Origin of the sequence: Cellulomonas sp. NTE-D12 (genome assembly GCF_027923705.1) — a bacterium.
In the GTDB taxonomy this organism is placed as follows: Bacteria; Actinomycetota; Actinomycetes; order Actinomycetales; family Cellulomonadaceae; genus Cellulomonas.
Genome location: NZ_AP026442.1, coordinates 581,046 through 601,542, shown reverse-complemented (window position 1 = coordinate 601,542; position 20,497 = coordinate 581,046). Strand labels below are relative to the sequence as shown.

At 75.0% G+C, this 20,497-nt stretch carries 17 protein-coding genes; 7 read left to right on the top strand and 10 right to left on the bottom strand.

Annotated elements, in window-relative coordinates:
* The first annotated feature begins 56 nt into the window (after positions 1 to 56).
* Entirely contained in the window at positions 57 to 590 is a 534-nt protein-coding gene (locus QMF98_RS02790; RefSeq protein WP_337974556.1) for a CAP domain-containing protein, read from the top strand.
* Between the two features lie 11 nt (positions 591 to 601).
* Here the strand turns inward: QMF98_RS02790 and QMF98_RS02785 are convergent, their stop codons facing one another.
* A complete protein-coding gene (locus QMF98_RS02785; RefSeq protein ID WP_337974555.1) occupies positions 602 to 1,927 on the bottom strand; it encodes a UDP-glucose dehydrogenase family protein in 1,326 nt (441 codons plus the stop codon).
* 200 nt (positions 1,928 to 2,127) lie between these two features.
* Positions 2,128 to 3,594: an NCS2 family permease gene (locus QMF98_RS02780; protein WP_337974554.1), complete on the bottom strand. Its 1,467-nt coding sequence runs from the start codon at positions 3,592 to 3,594 to the stop codon at positions 2,128 to 2,130.
* A 94-nt stretch (positions 3,595 to 3,688) separates the two neighbouring features.
* Here QMF98_RS02780 and QMF98_RS02775 point away from each other — a divergent pair, with 94 nt between their 5' ends.
* Positions 3,689 to 3,952, top strand: a complete 264-nt coding sequence (locus tag QMF98_RS02775) for a DUF2530 domain-containing protein (RefSeq protein WP_337974553.1) — start codon at positions 3,689 to 3,691, stop codon at positions 3,950 to 3,952.
* Between the two features lie 27 nt (positions 3,953 to 3,979).
* On the opposite strand, the gene QMF98_RS02770 is transcribed toward QMF98_RS02775, so the two are convergent.
* Genes QMF98_RS02770 through QMF98_RS02760 form a run of 3 tightly spaced genes read right to left on the bottom strand, consistent with a single transcriptional unit; the run spans position 3,980 to position 8,484 of the window.
* Positions 3,980 to 7,111, bottom strand: a complete 3,132-nt coding sequence (locus tag QMF98_RS02770) for a sacsin N-terminal ATP-binding-like domain-containing protein (RefSeq protein ID WP_337974552.1) — start codon at positions 7,109 to 7,111, stop codon at positions 3,980 to 3,982.
* A 19-nt stretch (positions 7,112 to 7,130) separates the two neighbouring features.
* Positions 7,131 to 8,099 (bottom strand): DUF3027 domain-containing protein, encoded by a 969-nt coding sequence (locus QMF98_RS02765; protein ID WP_337974551.1) that lies wholly within the window; start codon positions 8,097 to 8,099, stop codon positions 7,131 to 7,133.
* A gap of 1 nt (position 8,100) precedes the next feature.
* Positions 8,101 to 8,484: a cold-shock protein gene (locus QMF98_RS02760; RefSeq protein WP_263731584.1), complete on the bottom strand. Its 384-nt coding sequence runs from the start codon at positions 8,482 to 8,484 to the stop codon at positions 8,101 to 8,103.
* Between the two features lie 140 nt (positions 8,485 to 8,624).
* Here QMF98_RS02760 and QMF98_RS02755 point away from each other — a divergent pair, with 140 nt between their 5' ends.
* Complete coding sequence (locus QMF98_RS02755; RefSeq protein ID WP_337974550.1) at positions 8,625 to 8,993, top strand: TraR/DksA family transcriptional regulator; 369 nt, start codon at positions 8,625 to 8,627, stop codon at positions 8,991 to 8,993.
* Positions 8,994 to 9,027: 34 nt separating this feature from the next.
* Here QMF98_RS02755 and QMF98_RS02750 read toward each other — a convergent pair whose 3' ends face one another.
* From QMF98_RS02750 to QMF98_RS02735, 4 genes are all read right to left on the bottom strand, one after another.
* The gene (locus QMF98_RS02750; RefSeq protein WP_337974549.1) at positions 9,028 to 9,270 is read right to left on the bottom strand and encodes a hypothetical protein; all 243 of its coding nucleotides are present in this window, start codon (positions 9,268 to 9,270) and stop codon (positions 9,028 to 9,030) included.
* 348 nt (positions 9,271 to 9,618) lie between these two features.
* A complete protein-coding gene (locus tag QMF98_RS02745; RefSeq protein ID WP_337974548.1) occupies positions 9,619 to 10,836 on the bottom strand; it encodes a M20 metallopeptidase family protein in 1,218 nt (405 codons plus the stop codon).
* Positions 10,833 to 11,147, bottom strand: a complete 315-nt coding sequence (locus tag QMF98_RS02740; protein WP_337974547.1) for a hypothetical protein — start codon at positions 11,145 to 11,147, stop codon at positions 10,833 to 10,835. Before QMF98_RS02740 ends, QMF98_RS02745 begins: the two co-directional genes overlap by 4 nt.
* 6 nt (positions 11,148 to 11,153) lie before the next feature.
* Positions 11,154 to 12,164: an MFS transporter gene (locus tag QMF98_RS02735; protein WP_337974546.1), complete on the bottom strand. Its 1,011-nt coding sequence runs from the start codon at positions 12,162 to 12,164 to the stop codon at positions 11,154 to 11,156.
* Positions 12,165 to 12,336: 172 nt separating this feature from the next.
* Here QMF98_RS02735 and QMF98_RS02730 point away from each other — a divergent pair, with 172 nt between their 5' ends.
* The 4 genes from QMF98_RS02730 to QMF98_RS02715 all read left to right on the top strand — a co-directional run bounded on the left by QMF98_RS02730 (position 12,337) and on the right by QMF98_RS02715 (position 19,484).
* Positions 12,337 to 14,793, top strand: coding sequence for a helicase-associated domain-containing protein (locus QMF98_RS02730; RefSeq protein ID WP_337974545.1), 2,457 nt, complete (start codon positions 12,337 to 12,339; stop codon positions 14,791 to 14,793).
* On the top strand, positions 14,790 to 16,445 hold the full coding sequence (locus QMF98_RS02725; RefSeq protein WP_337974544.1) for a DNA repair helicase XPB: 1,656 nt from the start codon (positions 14,790 to 14,792) through the stop codon (positions 16,443 to 16,445). The genes QMF98_RS02730 and QMF98_RS02725 overlap by 4 nt, the downstream gene beginning before the upstream one ends.
* Before the next feature lie 130 nt (positions 16,446 to 16,575).
* On the top strand, positions 16,576 to 18,627 hold the full coding sequence (locus tag QMF98_RS02720) for a TPM domain-containing protein (RefSeq protein WP_337974543.1): 2,052 nt from the start codon (positions 16,576 to 16,578) through the stop codon (positions 18,625 to 18,627).
* Positions 18,628 to 18,707: 80 nt separating this feature from the next.
* Positions 18,708 to 19,484 carry a PspA/IM30 family protein gene (locus tag QMF98_RS02715; protein WP_337974542.1) on the top strand — a complete coding sequence of 259 codons (777 nt, stop codon included), beginning with the start codon at positions 18,708 to 18,710 and terminating at the stop codon, positions 19,482 to 19,484.
* A gap of 74 nt (positions 19,485 to 19,558) precedes the next feature.
* Here QMF98_RS02715 and QMF98_RS02710 read toward each other — a convergent pair whose 3' ends face one another.
* Positions 19,559 to 20,344: a type 1 glutamine amidotransferase gene (locus tag QMF98_RS02710; protein ID WP_337974541.1), complete on the bottom strand. Its 786-nt coding sequence runs from the start codon at positions 20,342 to 20,344 to the stop codon at positions 19,559 to 19,561.
* Positions 20,345 to 20,497: the final 153 nt, after the last annotated feature.

Sequence of the window (20,497 nt, the reverse complement as noted above, 5' to 3'; positions counted from 1 at the left end):
TGCGAACGACTTTTCGGTCGGCACGCAGCCCGCGAGGCGCTGCGTACGCTGACCGCGTGGCCGCCCCTCCCCCGGCGCTGCGTCGCGTCCGCGGAGCGACGACGCTCACGATCGCCCTGGCGGTGGCCGGCGCGCTCGTGCTGGTCGGCTGGGTGCTGGCACATCCCGCCGGGGACGCCGCGCTGCCGTGGACCAGGACGCCGCTGTCCCAGGCGTCCACCGACCCCGACGCCTACGCCGCCCAGCTCCGCGCCGCGGTGGACGAGCAGCGCCGGCACGCCGGCATGGCGCCGCTCGCCGACGCCACGTGCGCCCGGGCTGCAGCCGGGCAGCGCGCCGACCTGCTGATCGGGCAGCGGCTGGAGCACGCGCCGCTCGACGACGTGCGGCAGGCCTGCCCGCAGGCGGTCGTCGTGCGGGAGAACCTCAGCCGCGCCGCCGAGCGCCCGGTCGCCGTGGTGACGACCTGGATGGCGTCCACGCGGCAGCGTGCGGACATCCTCGACCGCGCGATCACGGGGACCGCCGTCGCCTGCACGCACGACGGCGACCAGATGCTCTGCGTCCAGCTGCTGCTCGGCGGGGGCTGAGCAGCGGCCGTTCAGGGCCTGCCGAGCGCCCGGTAGGTCCAGCCCGCCGCGCGCCACCGCGCGGGATCCAGCACGTTGCGCCCGTCGAGGATCCGCTTGTGCGCGACCACGGCACCGAGCTCGTCCGGGTCGAGGTCGCGGTACTCCGCCCACTCCGTCGCCAGCAGCACCACGTCGGCCTCGGCGGCCGCCTCGAGCGGGTCGGCGGCGAACCGCAGGTCCGGCCACTTGGCCCGGGCGTTCTCGATGGCCTGCGGGTCGGTGACGGTGACGTGCGCACCCTGCAGCTGCATCTGCGCCGCGACGCTCAGGGCCGGGGAGTCCCGCACGTCGTCGGAGTCGGGCTTGAACGCGGCGCCCAGCACCGCGACGGTGCGGCCGACGATCGAGCCGTGGCAGACCTCGCGGGCCAGGTCCACCACGCGCACCCGGCGGCGCATGTTGATCGAGTCGATCTCGCGGAGGAAGCCCAGCGCGTCGGACACGCCCAGCTCGCCGGCCCGCGCCATGAAGGCGCGGATGTCCTTGGGAAGGCAGCCCCCGCCGAAGCCGAGCCCGGCGTTGAGGAACTTCCGGCCGATCCGGGGGTCGTAGCCGATCGCGTCGGCCAGCCGGGTGACGTCGGCACCCGTCGCCTCGCACAGCTCGGCCATCGCGTTGATGAAGCTGATCTTGGTGGCGAGGAACGAGTTGGCCGCCACCTTGACCAGCTGGGCGGTGGCCAGGTCGGTCACCACCAGCGGGGTGCCGTCCGCCAGGGGCTTCGCGTAGACCTCGTCGAGCGCCGCGCGCGCCTTCTCCCCCGCGGCGGTCGCGACGCCCTCGTCGTCCGTCGGCAGACCGTAGACCAGGCGGTCCGGGTGCAGCGTGTCCTGGACCGCGAAACCCTCCCGCAGGAACTCCGGGTTCCAGACGAGCACGGCGCCGGACGGCGCCAGCACGCGGGCCACCCGCTCCGCGGTCCCGACGGGGACCGTGGACTTGCCGGCCACCACGTCGCCCGCCCGCAGGTACGGGGCCAGCGCGGTGACGGCGGTGTCGACGTAGGTGAGGTCGGCCCGGAACTCGCCGTGCATCTGCGGCGTGCCCACACAGATGAAGTGCACGTCGGCGCCGGACGCGTCGGACATCGACGTGCTGAACGTCAGCCTGCCCGTGGCCTCCGCCTGCGCGAGCAGCTCGGGCAGACCGGGCTCGAAGAAGGGCGCGCGACCGGCCCGCAGCGCCTCGACCTTGGCCTCGTCGACGTCGATGCCCACCACCTCGTGGCCGAGCACGGTCATGCACGCGGCGTGCACCGCGCCCAGGTAGCCGCAGCCGATGACACTGATGCGCACGCCGGTCTCCTTGCTCGTCAGGGGCTCCTCACCCTAACCAGCGGGCTGTCGACGGCATCGCGAGAAAGCGGGCGAAACGCCCCGGCGCGCGGTGGCACGACGGGGCGGCCCGACCCGGCGGCACCACGGCACCCGGACGGCGAGACGCCACGGGCCGGACCCCCTCGAGGGAGTCCGGCCCGTGGGTGGAGCGGGTGCGGTCAGCCGATCCAGGTCTGGAGCGGCCCGCGGATGAAGTACAGGACGAACAGCACCGTGATCAGCCACATCAGCGGGTGGATCTTGCGGGCCTTGCCCACCACCGCCTGCAGGATCACGTACATGATCACGCCCGCGCCGATGCCCGCGGTGATCGAGTAGGTGAACGGCATCAGGATCATCGTGAAGAACGCCGGGATGGCGATCTCGAAGGACTTCCAGTCGATGTCGAGCACCTGCGTCACCATGAGGAAGCCGACGACGACGAGCGCAGGCGCGGCGGCCTCCGACGGGATCACGGCCACCAGCGGCGCGAGGAACGTCGACAGCAGGAACGCGATGCCGGTGACGATCGACGCCAGGCCGGTGCGCGCACCGTCGCCGACGCCGGACGCCGACTCGATGTACGCGGTGTTGCTCGAGACACCGCCCATGCCACCGGCGACGGCGGCGAGGGAGTCGACGATCAGGATCTCGCGGGTCTTCGGCGGGTTGCCGTTCTCGTCGTTCAGGCCGGCCTCCGCGCCGATGGCCACCATCGTGCCCATCGTGTCGAAGAAGTCCGACAGCAGCAGGGAGAACACCAGGACGATCGCCGTGATCGCGCCGATCTTGGAGAACGCGCCGAACAGCGAGAAGTGGCCCAGCAGCGAGAAGTTGGGCGCGTCGACGATCGTCTTGGGGAACGACGGGACCGTCGACTTCCAGCCGCCCGGGTTCTTGTCGGTGCCGAAGCCGAGCTTGGCGACGGCCTCGACGACGATGCCGAGGACCGTGGTGCTGAGGATGGAGATGAGGATCGCCCCGCGGACCTTCTTCACCAGCAGGATGACCATCAGCACCAGGCCGATGACGAAGACCAGGACCGGCCACGTGGACAGCGAGCCGAACTGGCCGAGCTCCACGGGGGTGGCCGCGCCCGGCGGGACGCGGACGAAGCCGGAGTCCACGACGCCGATGAAGGCGATGAACAGGCCGATGCCCACGCTGATGGCCGTCTTCAGCCACGTCGGCACCGCGTTGAACACCGCCTGCCGGAACCCGGTGAGCACCAGGACCGTGATGATGATGCCCTCGAGGACCACGATGCCCATCGCGTCCTGCCAGGCCATCTTCGGCAGCACGGCGATGGAGAAGGCCACCACCGCGTTGATGCCGAGACCGGTGGCCAGGGCCAGCGGGAAGTTGGCCCACACGCCCATGAGGATGGTCATGACGCCGGCGATCAGCGCCGTCGTCGCCGCGATGGTGGCCGGAGCGGCCAGTGCCTGACCCGTGGCGTCCTTGCCACCGAGGATGATCGGGTTGAGCACGATGATGTAGGCCATCGTGAAGAAGGTCACCAGACCGCCGCGGATCTCGGTGCCGATGGTCGAGCCGCGCTCCGTGATGTGGAAGAAGCGGTCGAGGGGGTTGAGGGGCTTCTCGCTACGCGTCGGCGCCTCGTCGGTGGTACGGGGGGATGCCATGGGCGAAGTGTGGCAGAAGTGTGCGCACCGTCCCGTGGGTGTCCGAGAGGGTTCACGCAGCCGTAACACGAGCGCGGCGGCATAGGGTCGGACGGTGCCGACCGAGCAGCCCGCGCAGCCTGTGCACCCGTCGACGCCGACCCGACCGCTCGAGGTGGACCTCGCCCGGGTTGCGCTCGGCGGGATGGTGCTGTGGGGGGTCGGGCTGCTGGTCACCGTCGTGCTGGCCGTCCTCGGGCGCACCGGGTGGACGCCGGTCGCGGTGTGCGTCACGGGCCTGGTGCTCGGCGTGGCCGGCCGGGCGTGGGCCGGGCGGCACGACGCGCTGGGCCGGAGGATGCGGCGCGAGCAGGGCTGATCCGCCCGGGCCGACGGCGTCCGGGTGTCAGGCCGGGTCCGACTCCGACGCCTCGCCGAGGCGCACCTCGGCCGCCCGTCCCGGCTCGGTCAGCACCGTCTCCAGCGCCCATCGCCGTGACCACCGGCCGCTGGCCTGCGCCAGCGCGGCCGCCAGACCGGCCAGCGTGGTCGCGTGCAGACCGCCGTCGGCGTCCACCCACCAGTCCACGGCCGCACCGTCGACGCGCAGGTCCTCGTGCTCCCACCAGGTGGTGGGCCCGTCCACCAGCGCTCGAGCGGCCACCGGGACGGGCTGCTCGACCGCGTCGTCCTGGTCCACCTCGCCGGTGGTCAGGTCGGAGGCGAGCGGCAGGTCCAGCAGGCCGGCCAGCGCCAGGGCCTGGGTCGGCGGGACCGGGACCATCGCGGCGACGTCCACCCGCTGCAGCCACTGCGGCGAGTCCGCCACGGCGGCGTCCTCGACGTGGACGGCCGCCACCCGGTCGGCCGCCACCAGTGCCGGCACCCGTTCCGGTGCCACGGGCGGCCCGTCGGCCTCGGCGAGTGTCGCGAGCGCCCGCCACACCGCCACGGCGACCGCCGGGTCGACGCCACGACCGCTCGGCAGGCCGTCGAGCACCGGCACCCAGCCGTCGGCGTCGAGCTCGGCGAGGGTGGCCACCCCGCCGAGCACGCGGAGCACGGCGGGGTCCACCTCGGCCAGCGCCTCCGGGACGGGTGGGAGCAGCGTGCGCACCGCGTCGTCGACCGGGGTGGCCGACGGCGCCGACGGTCCCGTGCCGCCGGGCTCGAGGCTCGTCGCCGCCACGCCCTCGTCGGCGCCCGACGGCAGCGCGAACGGGCCGCCGGTCACCAGCCCGCTTCGCGTCCGCAGCCACCAGGCGGTGTAGGGCTCTGCGCGGCGGCCGTGCTCGTCCCGCACCGGGTCGAGCAGCGCCGCGCGCAGCGCCGGTTCGCCGGCGAGGCGGTCCAGCACCGCCGGCCAGGAGTCGTCGGCGACCGCGTCGAGATCGGCCACGGCCACCAGGTCGCCCACGTACGCGCCCGGGCTGAGGTTCTCGCCCAGGTGCGCGAGGTAGTCGGGCCAGGCGTCCAGCGACTGGGCGGCGAGGGTCGCGGCGTCCGTCGCCCCGGGGTCGAGCGCGGCGGGGTCGGCCAGCACGCCGTCGACCGGGACCAGCACCAGGTCGGCACGGACACCGACCGCGGTGAGGACCTCCGCGCCCCAGCGCTCGACCGTCGCCACCGCGACCGGGGCGAGCACGCGGTCGTCGAGCAGGCGCGCCGCCGTCGAGCCCGGCAGCACCAGGCCGTGGGCCGGGGTCGGCTCACCGTCGGCGGCGGGGAGCGTCAGCAGGCCGAGCCACGGGGCCGTCGGCGGGCGGCCGCCGTCGGCCAGCACCGCGCCGACCAGGTCGAGCACGGCGTCCGTCACCTCGTCCGCGACGTCGAGGTCGTCGTCGTCGGCCTGCGCCAGCACCGCCAGCCGAACGGCGTCGTGCGCCAGCAGACCCGCCAGGTCAGGCGCGGCGGCACCGAGGCGCTCGAGCAGCGGATGCGCGGCGCCGGGATCCACCACGCGCAGGCCCCAGCGCGCCAGCGACTCCAGCGTGGTCGGCTCCAGCCGGTCGGCCGCCCCGGCGGGCAGCAGCACCGCACCGCGCGCGCCCCGCACGACCCGCCCGTCCGCCAGCGGCACCGGCAGCCCCGCGAGCGCCTCCCGCGTCCGGCCGTCCGACGCCACGGCGTCCAGGCCCGTGTACACCGCCGCCCAGTCGGCGTCGCGCACCGCCGGTAGCCCCTCGACCAGGTCGGACAGCGGCACGACGTCCACACCGAGGGTCCGGGCCTGGGCCGCCAGCCCGACGGGCACGCTGACCAGCCCCGGCACCAGCCGCCCGAGCGCCGTCTCCACGCCCGGCGGCCCGTCCACCGCGACGGCGGAGTCCGGTGCCACCAGTCGCGCCCCACCCGCCGAACGCAGCAGCGGGGTGCTCGCCAGCCGCGCGACCAGGTGCTGGTGCAGGCGGGAGTCGAGCGCACCGGCGGGCAGGCCGACCGGCACCAGGGCCAGCGGCTCGTGACCGTCCTGCGCGAGCAGCTCGGCGAGCCGGGCGTAGGCCTCGGCGGCGTGCTCGAGGACCGCGTCGGCGAGCGGCCCCAGCGCGACGTGCCGACGGGTCGGGTCCAGCGGCAGGGTGGCGACGAGCAGCGCCGGGACCGTGATCGGGTCGTCCGTCGCCGTCGGTGCGTGCACCACGTGCCGCCACGTCACCGGCCGCTGCGGACCGCCGGAGCCGGCGGCGCGCGGCACTCCCCACGTCACCCGCCACGACCGCGCCGACCGCTCCTCGACGGGCCGGTCGGCCACCAGCGCGAGCGGCACCTCACCCTCGGCGCTCGACAGCACCCACCGGTCCGTCACGTCCGCAATGCGGCGCGGTGCGGCGTCCGGCACCTCGACGAGGATCTCGACGAGCCCCGGCAGGGCGATCAGCAGGGCGTCGTCCACCTCGTCCAGCAGGCCGCGCACCTCGTCGGCCGCGACCTCGTCGCGCAGGTGCAGCACCACCGCCGTGTCGTAGCCGAGCGGCGGACGGCCCTCCGCGGACCACGGCAGCCGCAGCGCGGGCAGCGACCCGTCGCGACGACGGACCTCCTGCGCCAGCTCGGGCAGCGTCTGCGCCGCGGCGGTCAGCGCCGAGCGCGTGTCGGCCAACGAGAACCGGACGCCGCCGCTGGTGGACAGCACGTCCACCTCGTCGGACACCGCCCGCACCGCGGCGAAGCCCACGCCGAACCGTCCGACCACCCCGGTGTGCGCGAGACCGGCCTCCGGACGTTTGGCCGACGCCCGCATCGAGGACAGGGATGCGACACCGGCGGCGTCCAGCGGAGCGCCCGTGTTGGCCGCGACCAGGACCGCCGCGCCGTCGTCCGCGTGGTCGAGCCGCAGCAGCAGCCGGCCCGGCACCCCTGCGCGCGTCGCGGCGTCCGCCGCGTTCTGCGCCAGCTCGACGACGACGCGGTCGCGGTAGTAGCCGCGGGCGTGGTCCTCCTCGGTGTTGGCGTCCTCCCGCAGACGGGCCGGTGAGGAGCGCCAGGCGGTGAGCACCGCCGCCCGCAGGCGCGCGGTGTCGAAGGCGTCGACGGTCATGACGAGGACGCCGGGGCGGTCAGGACTCGGGCTCGGTCACCGGCTCCGGGTCCGGGTCCGTGACGGGCTCGGGCGGCGTCGCCGGCTCGGGCTCCGTCTCCGGTTCCGGCTCGGTCACGGTCACGGGCTCGGTCACGGGCTCGGGCTCGGGCTCGGGCTCGGGCTCGGGCTCGGGCTCGGGCTCGGGGCCAGACTCCGGCTCCGGCACGACCGCAGCCTGCGGCGCTGCGACGGGCGTGCGCACCAGCTCCATGACCTCGAGCGCCGACTCGTCGATCAGCGGGTCCGGGGCCGGCCACTCGCTCGGCGGCTGCTCCACATCGGTCTCCGAGTGGGCACCGCAGCCGTGGTCGAGGCTGACGACGCGCCCGTCGTCGGGCGACCACTCGTTGGCGCAGACGGCGAACACCTGACCGAGCGCACCCTGCACCGGCACCATGAACCCGCAGGTCGCACAGGCTGCCGCCGAGGCGAGCGCACCCGGCGACGTCGGCCCACGGCTGCCGCGGTACCACCGCTCGGCGGCCTCCTCGCGGCCCACCGGCGAGAGGACCCGCACGCGGGCCAGCGCCAGCTCGTCGATCGCGACGCCGTCCTGCTCGTCGTCACCCGTGGGCGTCCACCCGGGCTCCAGCCGCGGGTCGTCCGGCCGGAAGGGCAGCACGTCGCCAGGGCCGACGTCGCCGGGACGCAGCCGCTGCGACCACGGCACCCACGCCTTGGCCAGGATCGCGTCGGCGCCCGGCAGGAGCTCCGCCTCGCACACCGTCGCCACCCGGCCGCGCGGCACGCGCGCCACCGTGACCGTCCACTCCCAGCCGCGGTAGCCGCGCGCCAGGCTGGCGAACCGGTGCGCGACGAGGCGCTCCGCCTCCTGCACCGCGCCGAGGTACTCGCCGACGTCCGACGGGTCCTCTGCGAGCTCGACCGCCACCTCGCGCGCGAGGTCGACCGCGCGCTCGAGGACGGCGTCCTTGGTGGCCGCCACGTCAGGCCTCGAGGTCGTCGGCGACCGCCCGGAGCAGCTGCGCGTACTTCGTGGCGCGCTCCTTCTCGGGGTAACGGCCGCGGCGCAGGTCGTTGCCGACCTTGTCGAGCACCTTGATCAGGTCCTCGACCACCACGGCCATCTCGTCGGCCGGCCGACGCCGCGCCTTGACCACGGACGGGACCGGGTCGAGCAGCGTCACGGACAGGGCCTGCGGGCCACGTCGCCCGTCGGCCACGCCGAAGTCCACCTTGGTGCCGGGCTTGGGTGCGGTGACACCCGCGGGCAGCGCGGAGGCGTGCAGGAACACCTCACCGCCGTCATCGCTGGCGATGAAACCGAAACCACGCTCGGCGTCGAACCACTTGACCTTGCCGGTGGGCACGGAACACCCCTCGCCTCGTAAGAACACAGACGAGCCCAGGCTACCGGCCGCACCCCAGCGTTTTCGCCTGGGGCCGTGGCCGGGCTTGCGGCAGCTGTCGGGCCCGGGCGCGGACGGGGGTGGCGTGCTGTGCTGGGCGGATGAGCACGCCGACGGATCGCAGCGGACCGAGCGCCGAGGCGCGGCGTCGGCTGCTGCGCCTGCGCGCGGCGGTGGAGGCGCGGCTGGCCGGGGTGACGACGAGCCGGTCCGACGTGGTGGACGCGGCGCGCGGCGCGAACGTCGACGACGAGCACGACCCCGAGGGCGCGACGATCGCGTTCGAGCGCGCCCAGCTGGAGGCGCTGGCCGGCGACGCCCGGGGCGCCCTGGCCGAGGTCGATGCCGCGCTGGCGCGGCTGGACGACGGAACCTACGGCATCTGCGCCGTCGGCGGTGAGCCGATCGCGGCCGAGCGGCTGGCCGTGCGGCCCACCGCCACGACGTGCGTGCAGCACGCCGGCCGCTGAGCCTTCGGCCTGGGACTTCGCCCGCAGTCTCGGTTCAGGTCCGACGTCTCGTCGTGGGGTCACGCAGTACCCACTCGAGCACGTCAAGGCAGGCCGCATCGAGGTCGCCGTGGGTCCGCTCGTCCCGGCGATACCCGCGTTCGTAGTAGTAGACGCTCCAGCCCCCATAGGTCTCCTCGAGGCAGTACCCCTCGTCCGGAGCGGAGCTGCCGAACGAGTAGCACCGAGGATCGACGTCCTCGCGATCGAACAGGGAACGGAGCAGGTCCTCGTCCATGTGGGTCCTCCCATCTCTCTGCTCGGTCGGTGCGGCGGGGACTCCGTCACTGATCGAGCGGGCGACCTGTCGCACGACTGCCCCGAGCTCGGCGCCACCGTTCGGCTGCGGCCCACATCGCACCGAGAAGAGCGGCGAGCACGAGAACGACCAGTGCCCACAACATTGCGCCTTCTCGCTCCTGCGGATTGGCTGCGCCGAAGATCGCAGCGCCGATCGCCATGCACACCGACACGATCGTGAGAAGCCGCAGGGTGCTGCGGACGTCATCGACGACTCGTCCGATCAGGAAGTCCCAACCGGCCCGCCTCCTCGCAGCACGCTCCTCCGCATCGGCATTCCTACCCGTCATCTCTGCGCCAGCCGGTCCATCGCCAGCGCGGCCAGGATCGCCGGACCGACGGCGAGCGCCGCGTCCTCGAACCGGGCCTGCGGCGAGTGGTTGTACGGAGCCGTCGCCGGGTCGACGCCGCGTGGTGTCGCACCCAGGCCGAGGAACGCCCCCGGCACCTGCTCCAGCACGTAGGAGAAGTCCTCCGACCCCGGGATGGGCTGCGGTGCGACCGCGAACCCGGCATCGCCGACCAGCCCGCGCGCCAGCTCGGCGGCCCGGTCGAACTCCAGGGGGTCGTTGATCGTCACCGGGTAGCCGGCCAGCCACTCGACGCGAGCCGCCATGCCGTGGGCGGCGGCCACGTGCTCGCACAGCCGTCGGATCGACTCCTCGGCACGCGCGCGGCTGACGGTGGAGAAGGAGCGCACGGTCGCCGCGATGGACGCCGTGTCGGGGATGACGTTGTTCACCGTGCCGGCCTCGAGGCGGCCGACGCTGAGCACCACGGGGTCGAAGACGTCGAACTGCCGGGTGACCATCGCCTGCAGGCCCAGCACCAGCTCGGCGGCGACGGGCACCGGATCGGCGGCCAGGTGCGGCATCGAGCCGTGACCGCCGCGACCCAGCACGGTGATCCGTACCTCGTCGGCGGCCGCCAGGATCGGCCCCGGTCGGCTGACCAACCCGCCCGCCGGCACCAGCGACGCCATGACGTGCAGCCCGTAGGCGGCCACCACCCGGGAGCCGGCGGCGTCGAGCACGCCCTCCTCGATCATGAACCGGGCGCCGCCGTCGCCCTCCTCCCCCGGTTGGAACATCAGCACCACGGCACCGGGGAAGTCCGCGCGGCGGGCGGCCAGCAGGCGGGCGGCGCCGACCAGGCCGGCGACGTGCAGGTCGTGGCCGCAGGCGTGCATCACCCCGGGGTGCTGCGAGGTGAACTCCTCGCCGGTGTCCTCCGTGACCGGCAGCGCGTCCATGTCGCCGCGGAGCAGCACCGCCGGGCCCGGACGGCCGCCACGCAGCACCGCCACCACGGAGTCGAGGGCCGTGCCGGTGGTGATCTCCAGGTCCAGACCGTCGAGCGCGTCGAGCACCAGCTGCTGGGTCTTCGGCAGGCGCAGCCCCAGCTCGGGGACGCGGTGCAGGGAGTGCCGCAGCGCGACGACGTCCGGCAGCTGGGCGGCCGCCTCGGTGCGCAGCGCGGTGAGGGTGGTCCTGTCGAGGGTCATGCCAGCTCCTCCGTCGTCGTCACCGGTGCCGTCGTCGGGCGCTGCTCCGCGCGCTCCCCCGCGAGCGTGCCCGCCAACGTGTCCACCGGGTACATCAACCGCTCGTGCACCAGCCAGGATCCGATCGCCGAGACGGTCAGCCCGATCCCGGCATACACCGGAACCCAGCCCAACGCGCCGTGGTCGATCAACCACTCCGCCGCGTAGAGGAACGTGCCGCCGAACAGGGCGATCGCGGTGCCGGCCGGCACGCCGAGCGCGACGGCCCGGATCGGCACGGGGAACAGCCGCGCGCCTGCCACCGGGGTCACGCCCAGCTACAGCCCGACCCCGGCCGTGAAGAGAGGTCCAGCCACGGCGTAGGGGAGCCAGCCGTGCGCCAGCCCGAGCATGAGGGGCACGACGAGCACCGCGGCGGCCGTGAACCCTGCGCGGATCACGGGCAGCGGGCCGAACCGGTCGGCGAGGAACCCGGACGCGATCATCGCCAGCACCAGCGCCACCAGGGCGATCGGCTGCACGGCCGTGGCCTGGTCGGCCGTGTACCGGCCCGTGTGCTGAGCGAACTCCGGCAGGTACACCGACCCGAAGTAGACACCCATGGTGGAGCCGATCGTGAGCATGAAGGCCAGCAGCATCCGCCCACGGTGTGCCCGCAGCAGGGGCCGCACCGGCACCGGGCCGGCGGCGCGGGCCTGCTCGAACACGGGCGTCTCCGGCACGCCGGTGCGGATCCACAGCGCCAGCAGCCCGCACGCCGCGGCCACGCCGAAGGCGATCCGCCAGCCACCGGACTGCACGCCCGACACGCCGAGCGCCCCGACCAGCACCGCCAGCACGATGGTCCCGGCGAGCGTGCCGAACGCGTCCCCGGAGTAGGCGAAGGCGCCGTAGCGGTGCCGTCGCTCGGGCGGTGCGGACTCGACGACGAAGGTCGCGGCGGTGGCCACCTCACCGCCCATCGCGATGCCCTGCAGCAGCCGGGCGGCGACGACGATCACGGCGGACCACGCACCGATCGCGGCGTGGGTGGGCACCAGCGCGATGACCGCCGAGCCGAGGGCGATCAGGGACACCGACGCGAGCAGACCCGCACGCCGGCCCCGGGTGTCCGTGATCCGCCCCATGAGGAAGGACCCGAGCGGGCGGGCGACGAACCCGGCCGCGAAGACGAGATAGGCCCCGAGCACCTGCGTCACGCGGTCGTGGCCGGGGAACACCTGGCCGGCGAAGTACGGCGCCAGCAACCCGTAGATCGTCCAGTCCAGCGACTCGACGAAGATCCCGGCGGTGCTGGCCACCACCACCCGCGTCCGGCTCGCCGCCATGACGTCCTCCCGTCCCCGGCCCTGCGGCGGAGCGGACGTCCACCCGTCGCCGATCATGCTCGACGCCGGCTCCCGACGGCAGGGGGCAGCGGCGTCGCGAGCGCGCCTCCGCCCCTCCCGCGGCGCCGGCCGGCCGACGGCCGACCACCACGACGTGCGTATCGTGGTGCGGATGTCCACGTTCACCGACCAGCTGCGCGCGCGCACCGACGACGAGCTCGTCACGCTGCTGCGCCTGCGGCCGGACCTGGGCAGCCCGTCGCCGGCCACGCTGGCGTCGCTGGCCGTGCGGGCCACCTCGCGGATGAGCCTGGAACGGGCGCTCGCCGTCGTCGACGCCGCGATGCTGCAGGCGCTCGAGGCGGTCGTCGCGCTGGCGACCGAGGAGCCGCCGACGCGGGACGAGGTGCTCGCGGCGGTCGCGGGCACGGCCGTCGAGGACCGTGCGCTCGTCGGACGCGCCCTGGACGACGCCGTCGCGCGGGCGCTCGTCTGGGCCGACGACTCCGGCCGCCTGCACCCGAGCCCCGGGCTCGCCGAGGTGCTCGGCCCCTACCCCGCGGGCCTCGCCGCTCCCGCTGTGACGCCCACCCGTCCCGGCGTGCCCCCGCCGCCCGCGGACGTGCACGCGCTGCTCGCCGAGGCACCGGCCGGCGCCCGCGCCGTCCTCGAGGCGCTGACGTGGGGACCACCGGTCGGGATCGCCCCCGAGCCGTCGACGGCGGCCGGCCGCACCGTCGCGTGGCTGGTGCGGCGGGGCGCCCTGCGGGCGACGGACGCGAGACACGTCGTCCTGCCGCGCGCCGTCGCCCTCGCCCTGCGCGGGGGTCGCACCCACCCGGAGGTCGTGCGGGAGCCGACGCCCTCGGTGGGACGCCGCTGGCCGGCGTCTCTCGTGGGGGCCGAGTCGGCCGCCGCCGCGGAACGCACGGTGCGCCTGGTCGGCGTGCTGGTCGACGCGTGGGGCCGCACGCCGCCGGCGGTGCTGCGGGCCGGTGGCCTCGGCGTGCGGGACCTGCGCCGGCTGGCGCAGCGGCTGGAGGTGGACGAGGACGAGGCGGCGTTCGTCGCCGAGCTGGCGGCCGCGGCCGGCCTGGTGGTGGACGACGGCGGCGACCCGCCGGCGTTCGTGCCGACCGACCTCGTCGACGGCTGGGCGGCGCGCAGCCTGCCCGAGCGGTGGGCGGCGCTGGCGACGGCCTGGCGGGACACGATGCGCACGCCGTGGCTGGTGGGGACCCGCGACGACCGTGGCGCCGCCCGTTCCGCCCTGGACCCCGAGCTGCACCGCCGGTGGGCGCCGCGCGTGCGGCGAACGGTGCTCGAGGTGCTCGCGACGGCCCCGGAGGGGCTCGGTCCGGGCGCGGGCGGGGTGCTCGACGTGCTCCGCTGGCGGGCGCCGCGGTCCGTGCCCCCCGAGGCGGTGGTCCGCGGGCTGCTCACCGAAGCGGCGCGCCTGGGCGTCACCGGCGCCGGTGCGCTGTCCCCGGCGGGGCGAGCGCTGCTGACCGACGACCCCGCGGCGCCGGCCGCCGCCCTCACCGCCGACCTGCCGGAGACGGTGGACGAGCTGGTCCTCCAGGCGGACCTCACCGGCATCGTGCCGGGGCGGCCGTCGCCGCGCCTCGAGGCCCTGCTGGCGCGGACGGCGACGGTGGAGTCCCGCGGGGGCGCGCTGACCGTCCGGTTCACCCCCGAGTCGTTGCGCGCGGGCCTGGACGCCGGCGCGACGGCCGACGACCTGCTCGGCGAGCTGGCGGCGGTGTCCCGCGGGCACGTGCCGCAGCCGCTGGAGTACCTGGTGCGCGACGCGGCCCGCCGGCACGGCCGCCTGCGGGCCGGCGCGGCGGTGGCCTACCTGCGCGCCGACGACCCGGCTCTGCTGGCCGGCCTCCCGGACGACCCCCGGTTCGCGTCGCTCGGCCTGGTGCTGCTGGCGCCGACCGTGCTCGCGGCGTCCGTACCGCCCGCTGAGCTGGTGGAGGCGCTGCGCGAACGCGGTCTCGCGCCGGTGCTCGAGGGGCCCGACGGCTCCGTCGTGCACGCGCAGGCCGCACCGCTGCGGGTGCGGGTGCGCCCGTCGCGCGCGCAGGCGCAGCCGGCGTCCGACGACGAGCACTCGGCCCTCGCCCGCGCGACCGCCCTGGTCCCACGCCTGCGGAGGGCCGAGGAGGCCGTCCCGCAGCTCGCCGCCGACCTGCCGGCGCTCGAGCCGGTGAGCCCGGAGGCCGGCCCACCGCCCGCGCCGGCCGCGGGTGCGCCGAGTCCGGGCGACCCCGGCGCCGGGACCGTCCGGATGCACGAGCGGGCCGCCGCGCCGGTGCCGGACCGCGCGGACGTCCCGGACGGAACAGCCGACCCGGCGCTGGCGTTGCTGCTGCTGCGCGAGGCGGCCGACGAGCGCACCCCGGTGTGGGTGGAGCTGGTCGGCGCCCGCGGCGAGCTGGACCGCCGGCTGCTGGTCCCGGTCCGGGTCGACGGGGGGCGCCTGCGCGCCGTGGACCCCGCCCGTGAGGCCGAGCTGACCGTGGCGGTGCACCGGATCGCCTCGGTGCACCGCGCCCGGCCGGCGACCGCGCAGCACACGCCCGACCCAGCACCCGAAGCAGCACCCGAAGGAGCGCAGTGACCGACGGCCCCCTGATCGTGCAGAGCGACAAGACGCTGCTGCTCGAGGTCGACCACGACCTCGCCGACGCCTGCCGTCGGGCCATCGCCCCGTTCGCGGAGCTGGAGCGCGCCCCGGAGCACGTGCACACCTACCGGCTGACGCCGCTGGGCCTGTGGAACGCGCGCGCCGCGGGCCACGACGCCGAGCAGGTGATCGACACCCTGCTGCTGTACAGCCGCTACCCGGTGCCGCACGCGCTGCTGGTCGACGTCGCCGAGACGATGTCCCGCTACGGGCGGCTGCAGCTGGTGTCCGACCCGGTGCACGGCCTGGTGCTGCACGCCCTGGACCGGGCGGTGCTGGCGGAGGTGATGCGGTCCAAGCGGACCGCCGGCCTGTTCGGCGCCCGCCTGGACGACACCGACGTGGTGGTGCACGCCTCCGAGCGCGGGCACCTCAAGCAGGTGCTGGTGAAGCTGGGCTGGCCGGCGGAGGACCTGGCGGGCTACGTCGACGGCGAGAAGCACGACATCGGGCTGCTCGAGGAGGACTGGTCGCTGCGGCCGTACCAGAAGCAGGCGATCGACGGCTTCTTCCACGGCGGGTCCGGCGTGGTGGTGCTGCCCTGCGGCGCCGGCAAGACGCTGGTCGGCGCGGGTGCGATGGCCCGCTCCTCGACGACGACGCTGATCCTGGTGACCAACACCGTCAGCGCCCGGCAGTGGCGCGACGAGCTGGTGGCACGGACCACGCTGACCGAGGACGAGATCGGCGAGTACTCCGGCTCCCGGAAGGAGATCCGGCCCGTCACCATCGCGACCTATCAGGTGCTGACCACCAAGCGGAAGGGCGTCTACAGCCACCTCGAGCTGCTGGACGCCCGCGACTGGGGCCTGATCGTCTACGACGAGGTGCACCTGCTCCCGGCGCCGGTGTTCCGCATGACCGCGGACCTGCAGGCTCGTCGCCGCCTCGGCCTGACCGCCACCCTGGTGCGCGAGGACGGCCGCGAGGACGAGGTGTTCTCCCTGATCGGCCCCAAGCGGTTCGACGCGCCGTGGAAGGACATCGAGTCCCAGGGGTACATCGCCCCGGCCCTCTGCACGGAGGTCCGGCTGACCCTCCCCGACCACGAGCGGATGACGTACGCCACGGCCGAGCCGGAGGACAAGTACCGCCTCGCGGCGACCGCCGGTGGCAAGAACGGCGTCGTCGACCGCATCGTGCGCCGGCACGCGGGTGAGCAGACGCTCGTCATCGGCCAGTACCTGGACCAGCTGCACGAGCTGGCCGAGCACCTGGACGCCCCGCTGATCACCGGCGAGACGACCGTCCGCGAGCGCCAGCGGCTGTTCGGCGCCTTCCGCACCGGCGAGCTGTCCACGCTCGTCGTGAGCAAGGTGGCCAACTTCTCCATCGACCTGCCGGAGGCGTCCGTCGCCATCCAGGTGTCGGGGTCGTTCGGCTCCCGCCAGGAGGAGGCCCAGCGCCTCGGCCGGATCATGCGGCCGAAGGGGGACGGGCGCACTGCGCACTTCTACGCGGTCGTAGCGCGGGACACGGTGGACCAGGAGTTCGCCGCGCACCGGCAGCGGTTCCTGGCGGAGCAGGGCTACTCCTACACGATCGTCGACGCCGAGGACCTGGACCAGGCGCCCGACCCGGCCTGACCCCCTGACCCACCGGCCGACCACCGTGCCGCACCGCCACGCCGGCGGCGTTCGCGACGGGTGGAACCGTCCGTACCGTGAACTCGTTGCGGCGGTCGGACCGGTGAGAAAGGATCGTGTGGTGCGCAGGGTGGCGGCAGTGCTGGCGCGGGCAGGTGCGGCGATCGCCCTGGTGGGCGGGGTGATCCTGGCCGGTGGGCTGCCGGCGAGCGCCGAGGCGCCACCGACCCTGTCCGGCGAGATCACCGACCACTCCGGCGTGCTCGGCAACGACACCGCGACGGTGCAGGCGGCGCTCGACCGCCTCGCGAAGGACACCCCGTACCAGCTGTACGTCGTGTTCGTCCCCGACTTCTCCGGCACCGACCCGCTGACCTGGACGCAGCAGGCCGCCAAGCAGTCCGGCCTCGGCTCGCAGGACTTCGTCCTCGCAGTCGCGACCAGCGCCCGGCGCTACATGCTGGCGCCGTCGTCGTCCGGCGCGATCACCAGCACCGAGGTGCAGCAGGTCGCCTCGAAGGTCGAGGACCAGCTGCGTACCGACAGCTGGGCCCAGGCGGCGGTCACCGCCGCGGACGGCCTGCGCAGCGCCGCCGGCAGCGGCGGCTCCAGCACCGGTACGACGCCCACCAGCAACGCCGCCGGCACGTTCGGAGCCCTCCTGGTGGTGGGGCTGATCGTCATCGTCGTGATCGCGGTCATCGCCGGTGTCGTCAGCCGCAACCGCCGCCGTGCCCTCGCGGGCCCGATGGCCGACACCGCCGGGTCGACGCGTGTGGCCACGGCCGCCGACGAGTACGCCCAGCTGCCGACCGCGGAGCTGGACCGCCGGTCCGCCTCCGCGCTGGTGGGGCTCGACGACGCCCTGCGGTCCTCCGAGCAGGAGCTCGGCTTCGCCCAGGCGGAGTTCGGCCCGGACGCGACGCGGGAGTTCGAGAAGGTCCTCGCGGACGGCAAGCAGCAGATCACCGAGGCGTTCCGGCTGCGCCAGACGCTGGACGACGACGTCCCGGACACCGAGGCGCAGGTGCGCGCCACCTCGGCGCAGATCCTGCGGCTGTGCGCGCAGGTGTCCGCCGCGTTGAACGCCCAGAAGGACGACTTCGACCGCCTGCGCGACCTCGAGGCGCACGTGGGCGACGCCCTCGACGGCCACGAGCGCGCCGTCGCCACGTTGCGGTCGCGCGTCGAGCCGACGCGCACCACCCTCGCCGCCCTGGCCTCGCGGTACCCGGCGTCCGCCCTGGCCTCGGTCACGGCCAACCCCGACCAGGCGTCCCACCTGCTCGACGACGTCACGGGGACGCTCGCGACGGGCCGCCAGGCCCTCGCCTCGGGCGACCGCGGCGCAGCCGTCGGCTACGCCCGGGCCGCCCAGACGGCCCTCGACCAGGCGACCACGCTGCTGGACGCCGTCGACTCGGCGGGCAACGACCTCGCCGCGGCAGGCTCCCGTCTGGACGCCGCGATCGCGTCCATCACCGGTGACCTCTCCGACGCCGCCCGCCTGGCCCCCGGCGACCCCCGCGTCGCTCCGGCCGCCACCGAGGCGAGCGCCGCGGTCTCCGCAGCCCAGGCTGCCCGGGCCGGCGACGGTGACCCGTTGGCCGCGCTGCGCCGCATCGCCGCCGCCGAGGCCACGCTCGACGCCGCGCTCGCCCCGTCCCGAGAGCAGGACGAGGCGAACCGCCGCGCGCTCGGCCTGCTCGACCAGACCCTCGGCCGCCTCGACTCCGCGCTGCGCGCCACCACCGACTACGTGGACACGCGCCGCGGTGCCGTCGGGCCGGAGGCCCGTACCCGCCTCGCGGAGGGTCAGCGGCTGCGTGACCAGGCCGTCGCCCAGCGCCAGACCGACGTACAGGGGGCGCTGGCCACCGCCCAGCGCGCCGAGCAGCTGGTCGCGGAGGCCGGCCGGATCGCCCAGGACGACGTGCAGCGGTCCGACGACCAGCGCGGCGGCCCCTGGGGCGGCGGCCGCGGTGGCGGCGGGAACCTCGGCGGCATGATCCTCGGCGGCATCCTGATCGACTCGATCCTGCGCGGCGGCGGTGGCTGGGGCCACGGCGGTGGCGGCTGGGGCGGAGGCGGCGGCTTCGGCGGCGGCGGTGACGGCGGCGGCTTCGGCGGTGGGGGCTTCGGTGGCGGCTTCGGCGGCGGCGGGGACGGTGGGGGCTTCTGATCCTCGGCAGGTGGTGGCAGCGACGTGGCAGTGACCGGCACATCGGCAGCACGAGCGGGACTCGACAGGAAGGCACGCGCATGACGGAGAAGCAGTCCATCTTGGGGCGGATCGCCCAGCTGGCGAAGGCGAACATCAACGCCCTGATCGACCAGGCGGAGGACCCGCAGAAGATGCTGGACCAGCTGGTCCGGGACTACACCAACGAGATCGCCGAGGCGGAGAAGGCGATCGCGCAGACCATCGGCAACCTCCGCCTGGCGGAGCAGGACTACAACGCCGACGTCGCGGCGGCCACCGACTGGGGCCGCAAGGCGGTCGCGGCCTCGAGCCGCGCGGACCAGTACCGCGCCGCCGGTGACGCGGCCAACGCCGACAAGTTCGACGCGCTCGCCAAGGTCGCCATCGGCCGGCAGATCACCGCCGAGAACGAGGTCAAGGAGGCCGAGCCGCTGCTCGCCTCGCAGCGCGACTCGGTGGACAAGCTGAAGACCGGCCTGGCGATGATGAAGGACAAGCTGGGCCAGCTGAAGTCCCGCCGCGACACGCTGGTCGCGCGGCAGAAGTCGGCGCAGGCGCAGCGTCAGGTGCAGGAGGCGATCGGCTCGATCAACGTCCTCGACCCGACCAGCGAGCTCGCCCGGTTCGAGGACCGGGTGCGGCACGAGGAGGCCTACGCGCAGGGGCAGGCGGAGCTCGCCGCCAGCTCGTTGGACTCGCAGTTCGCCGAGCTCGAGTCGTCGGACTCGCAGATCGAGGTCGAGGCCCGCCTCGCCGCGCTGAAGGCCGGCGCCGAGCCCGCCCAGCTGCCGGCGACGCCGGTCACGCCGCAGATCGCCGCGGGGCCGCAGTCCTGAACCTGATCGCGCACGCATGACGAAGGGCCCTCGGCACGCGCCGGGGGCCCTTCGTCATGACGAGAGCGGTCGGATCAGGCCGGGACGAAGGAGCCCTCGTCGGCCCGGGACCGCACCAGCGCCACCAGCTGCTCGGCGATCCCCCGGCTGAACTGGGTCAGCGCCTCGTCCTGACCCGCCCACCCGGCGAGGACCGTCTCGGCGTCGTGCCCGGCGGCCTCCGCCCACTGACGCAGGGTCTCCTGCGAGGTCTCCGGGTGGAACTGCAGGCCCCAGGCGGACCCGATCCGGAAGGCGTGGTACGGGTACATCGCCGACGAGCCGAGCCACACGCCGCCGCGCGGCAGCTCCACCACCGCGTCGTCGTGCATCGCCGGCTGCGGCGTGAGCCGCCGTGCCTGCCACGGCTGCAGCAGCGGTCCGACGAGCGCGTCGGACTCCGCCTCCGGACGCCACCGGACGTTGACCACGCCGGCCTCCGACCCGGGAGGGGCGGCCACCTGCACGCGGCCGCCGCGGGCGACGGCCAGCAGCTGGGCACCGAGGCAGATCGCCAGCGTGGGGACGCCGGTCGCGCTGGTCTCCGCGAGCAGGTCGCGGACGGCCGGCAGCCACGGCGCCCGCTCGTCGTCGTACACCGACAGCTCGGCGCCGAGCACCAGGAGGCCGTGGCCCACCTCGGCGGCGGTCGGCACCGGCTCGCCGAGGTCCGCACGGACCAGCTGCACGTCGACGTCGCCGAGCCACTCGGCGAACCGGTCGAGACCGCAGCTCGGGGAGCTCTGCAGCACGGTCAGGCGCGCGCGGGGCGCGCCGATCGGGTCGAGGCGGTCGCCGGCCTCGATCTGGACAGTCGTCATGGAGCAGAAAGGTACAGGGCGACGCCGTGCGCCACGCCGCGCGAGCCCGGATCGATGTTATCGCTCACACGCGCGGGCCACGGGCCGGGCTCCGCCACGACACCGACCAGGCCTTCCGCACGCGCAGGTGACGTCCAGCGCACTCCCAGACTG

Coding starts and splice junctions, on each gene's coding strand:
- QMF98_RS02780 (WP_337974554.1), bottom strand. CDS start 3,594: ATGGCATCCCCCCGTACCACCGACGAGGCGCCGACGCGTAGCGAGAAG.
- QMF98_RS02770 (WP_337974552.1), bottom strand. CDS start 7,111: ATGACCGTCGACGCCTTCGACACCGCGCGCCTGCGGGCGGCGGTGCTC.
- QMF98_RS02755 (WP_337974550.1), top strand. CDS start 8,625: ATGAGCACGCCGACGGATCGCAGCGGACCGAGCGCCGAGGCGCGGCGT.
- QMF98_RS02750 (WP_337974549.1), bottom strand. CDS start 9,270: ATGGACGAGGACCTGCTCCGTTCCCTGTTCGATCGCGAGGACGTCGAT.
- QMF98_RS02745 (WP_337974548.1), bottom strand. CDS start 10,836: ATGACCCTCGACAGGACCACCCTCACCGCGCTGCGCACCGAGGCGGCC.
- QMF98_RS02735 (WP_337974546.1), bottom strand. CDS start 12,164: ATGGCGGCGAGCCGGACGCGGGTGGTGGTGGCCAGCACCGCCGGGATC.
- QMF98_RS02730 (WP_337974545.1), top strand. CDS start 12,337: ATGTCCACGTTCACCGACCAGCTGCGCGCGCGCACCGACGACGAGCTC.
- QMF98_RS02715 (WP_337974542.1), top strand. CDS start 18,708: ATGACGGAGAAGCAGTCCATCTTGGGGCGGATCGCCCAGCTGGCGAAG.
- QMF98_RS02710 (WP_337974541.1), bottom strand. CDS start 20,344: ATGACGACTGTCCAGATCGAGGCCGGCGACCGCCTCGACCCGATCGGC.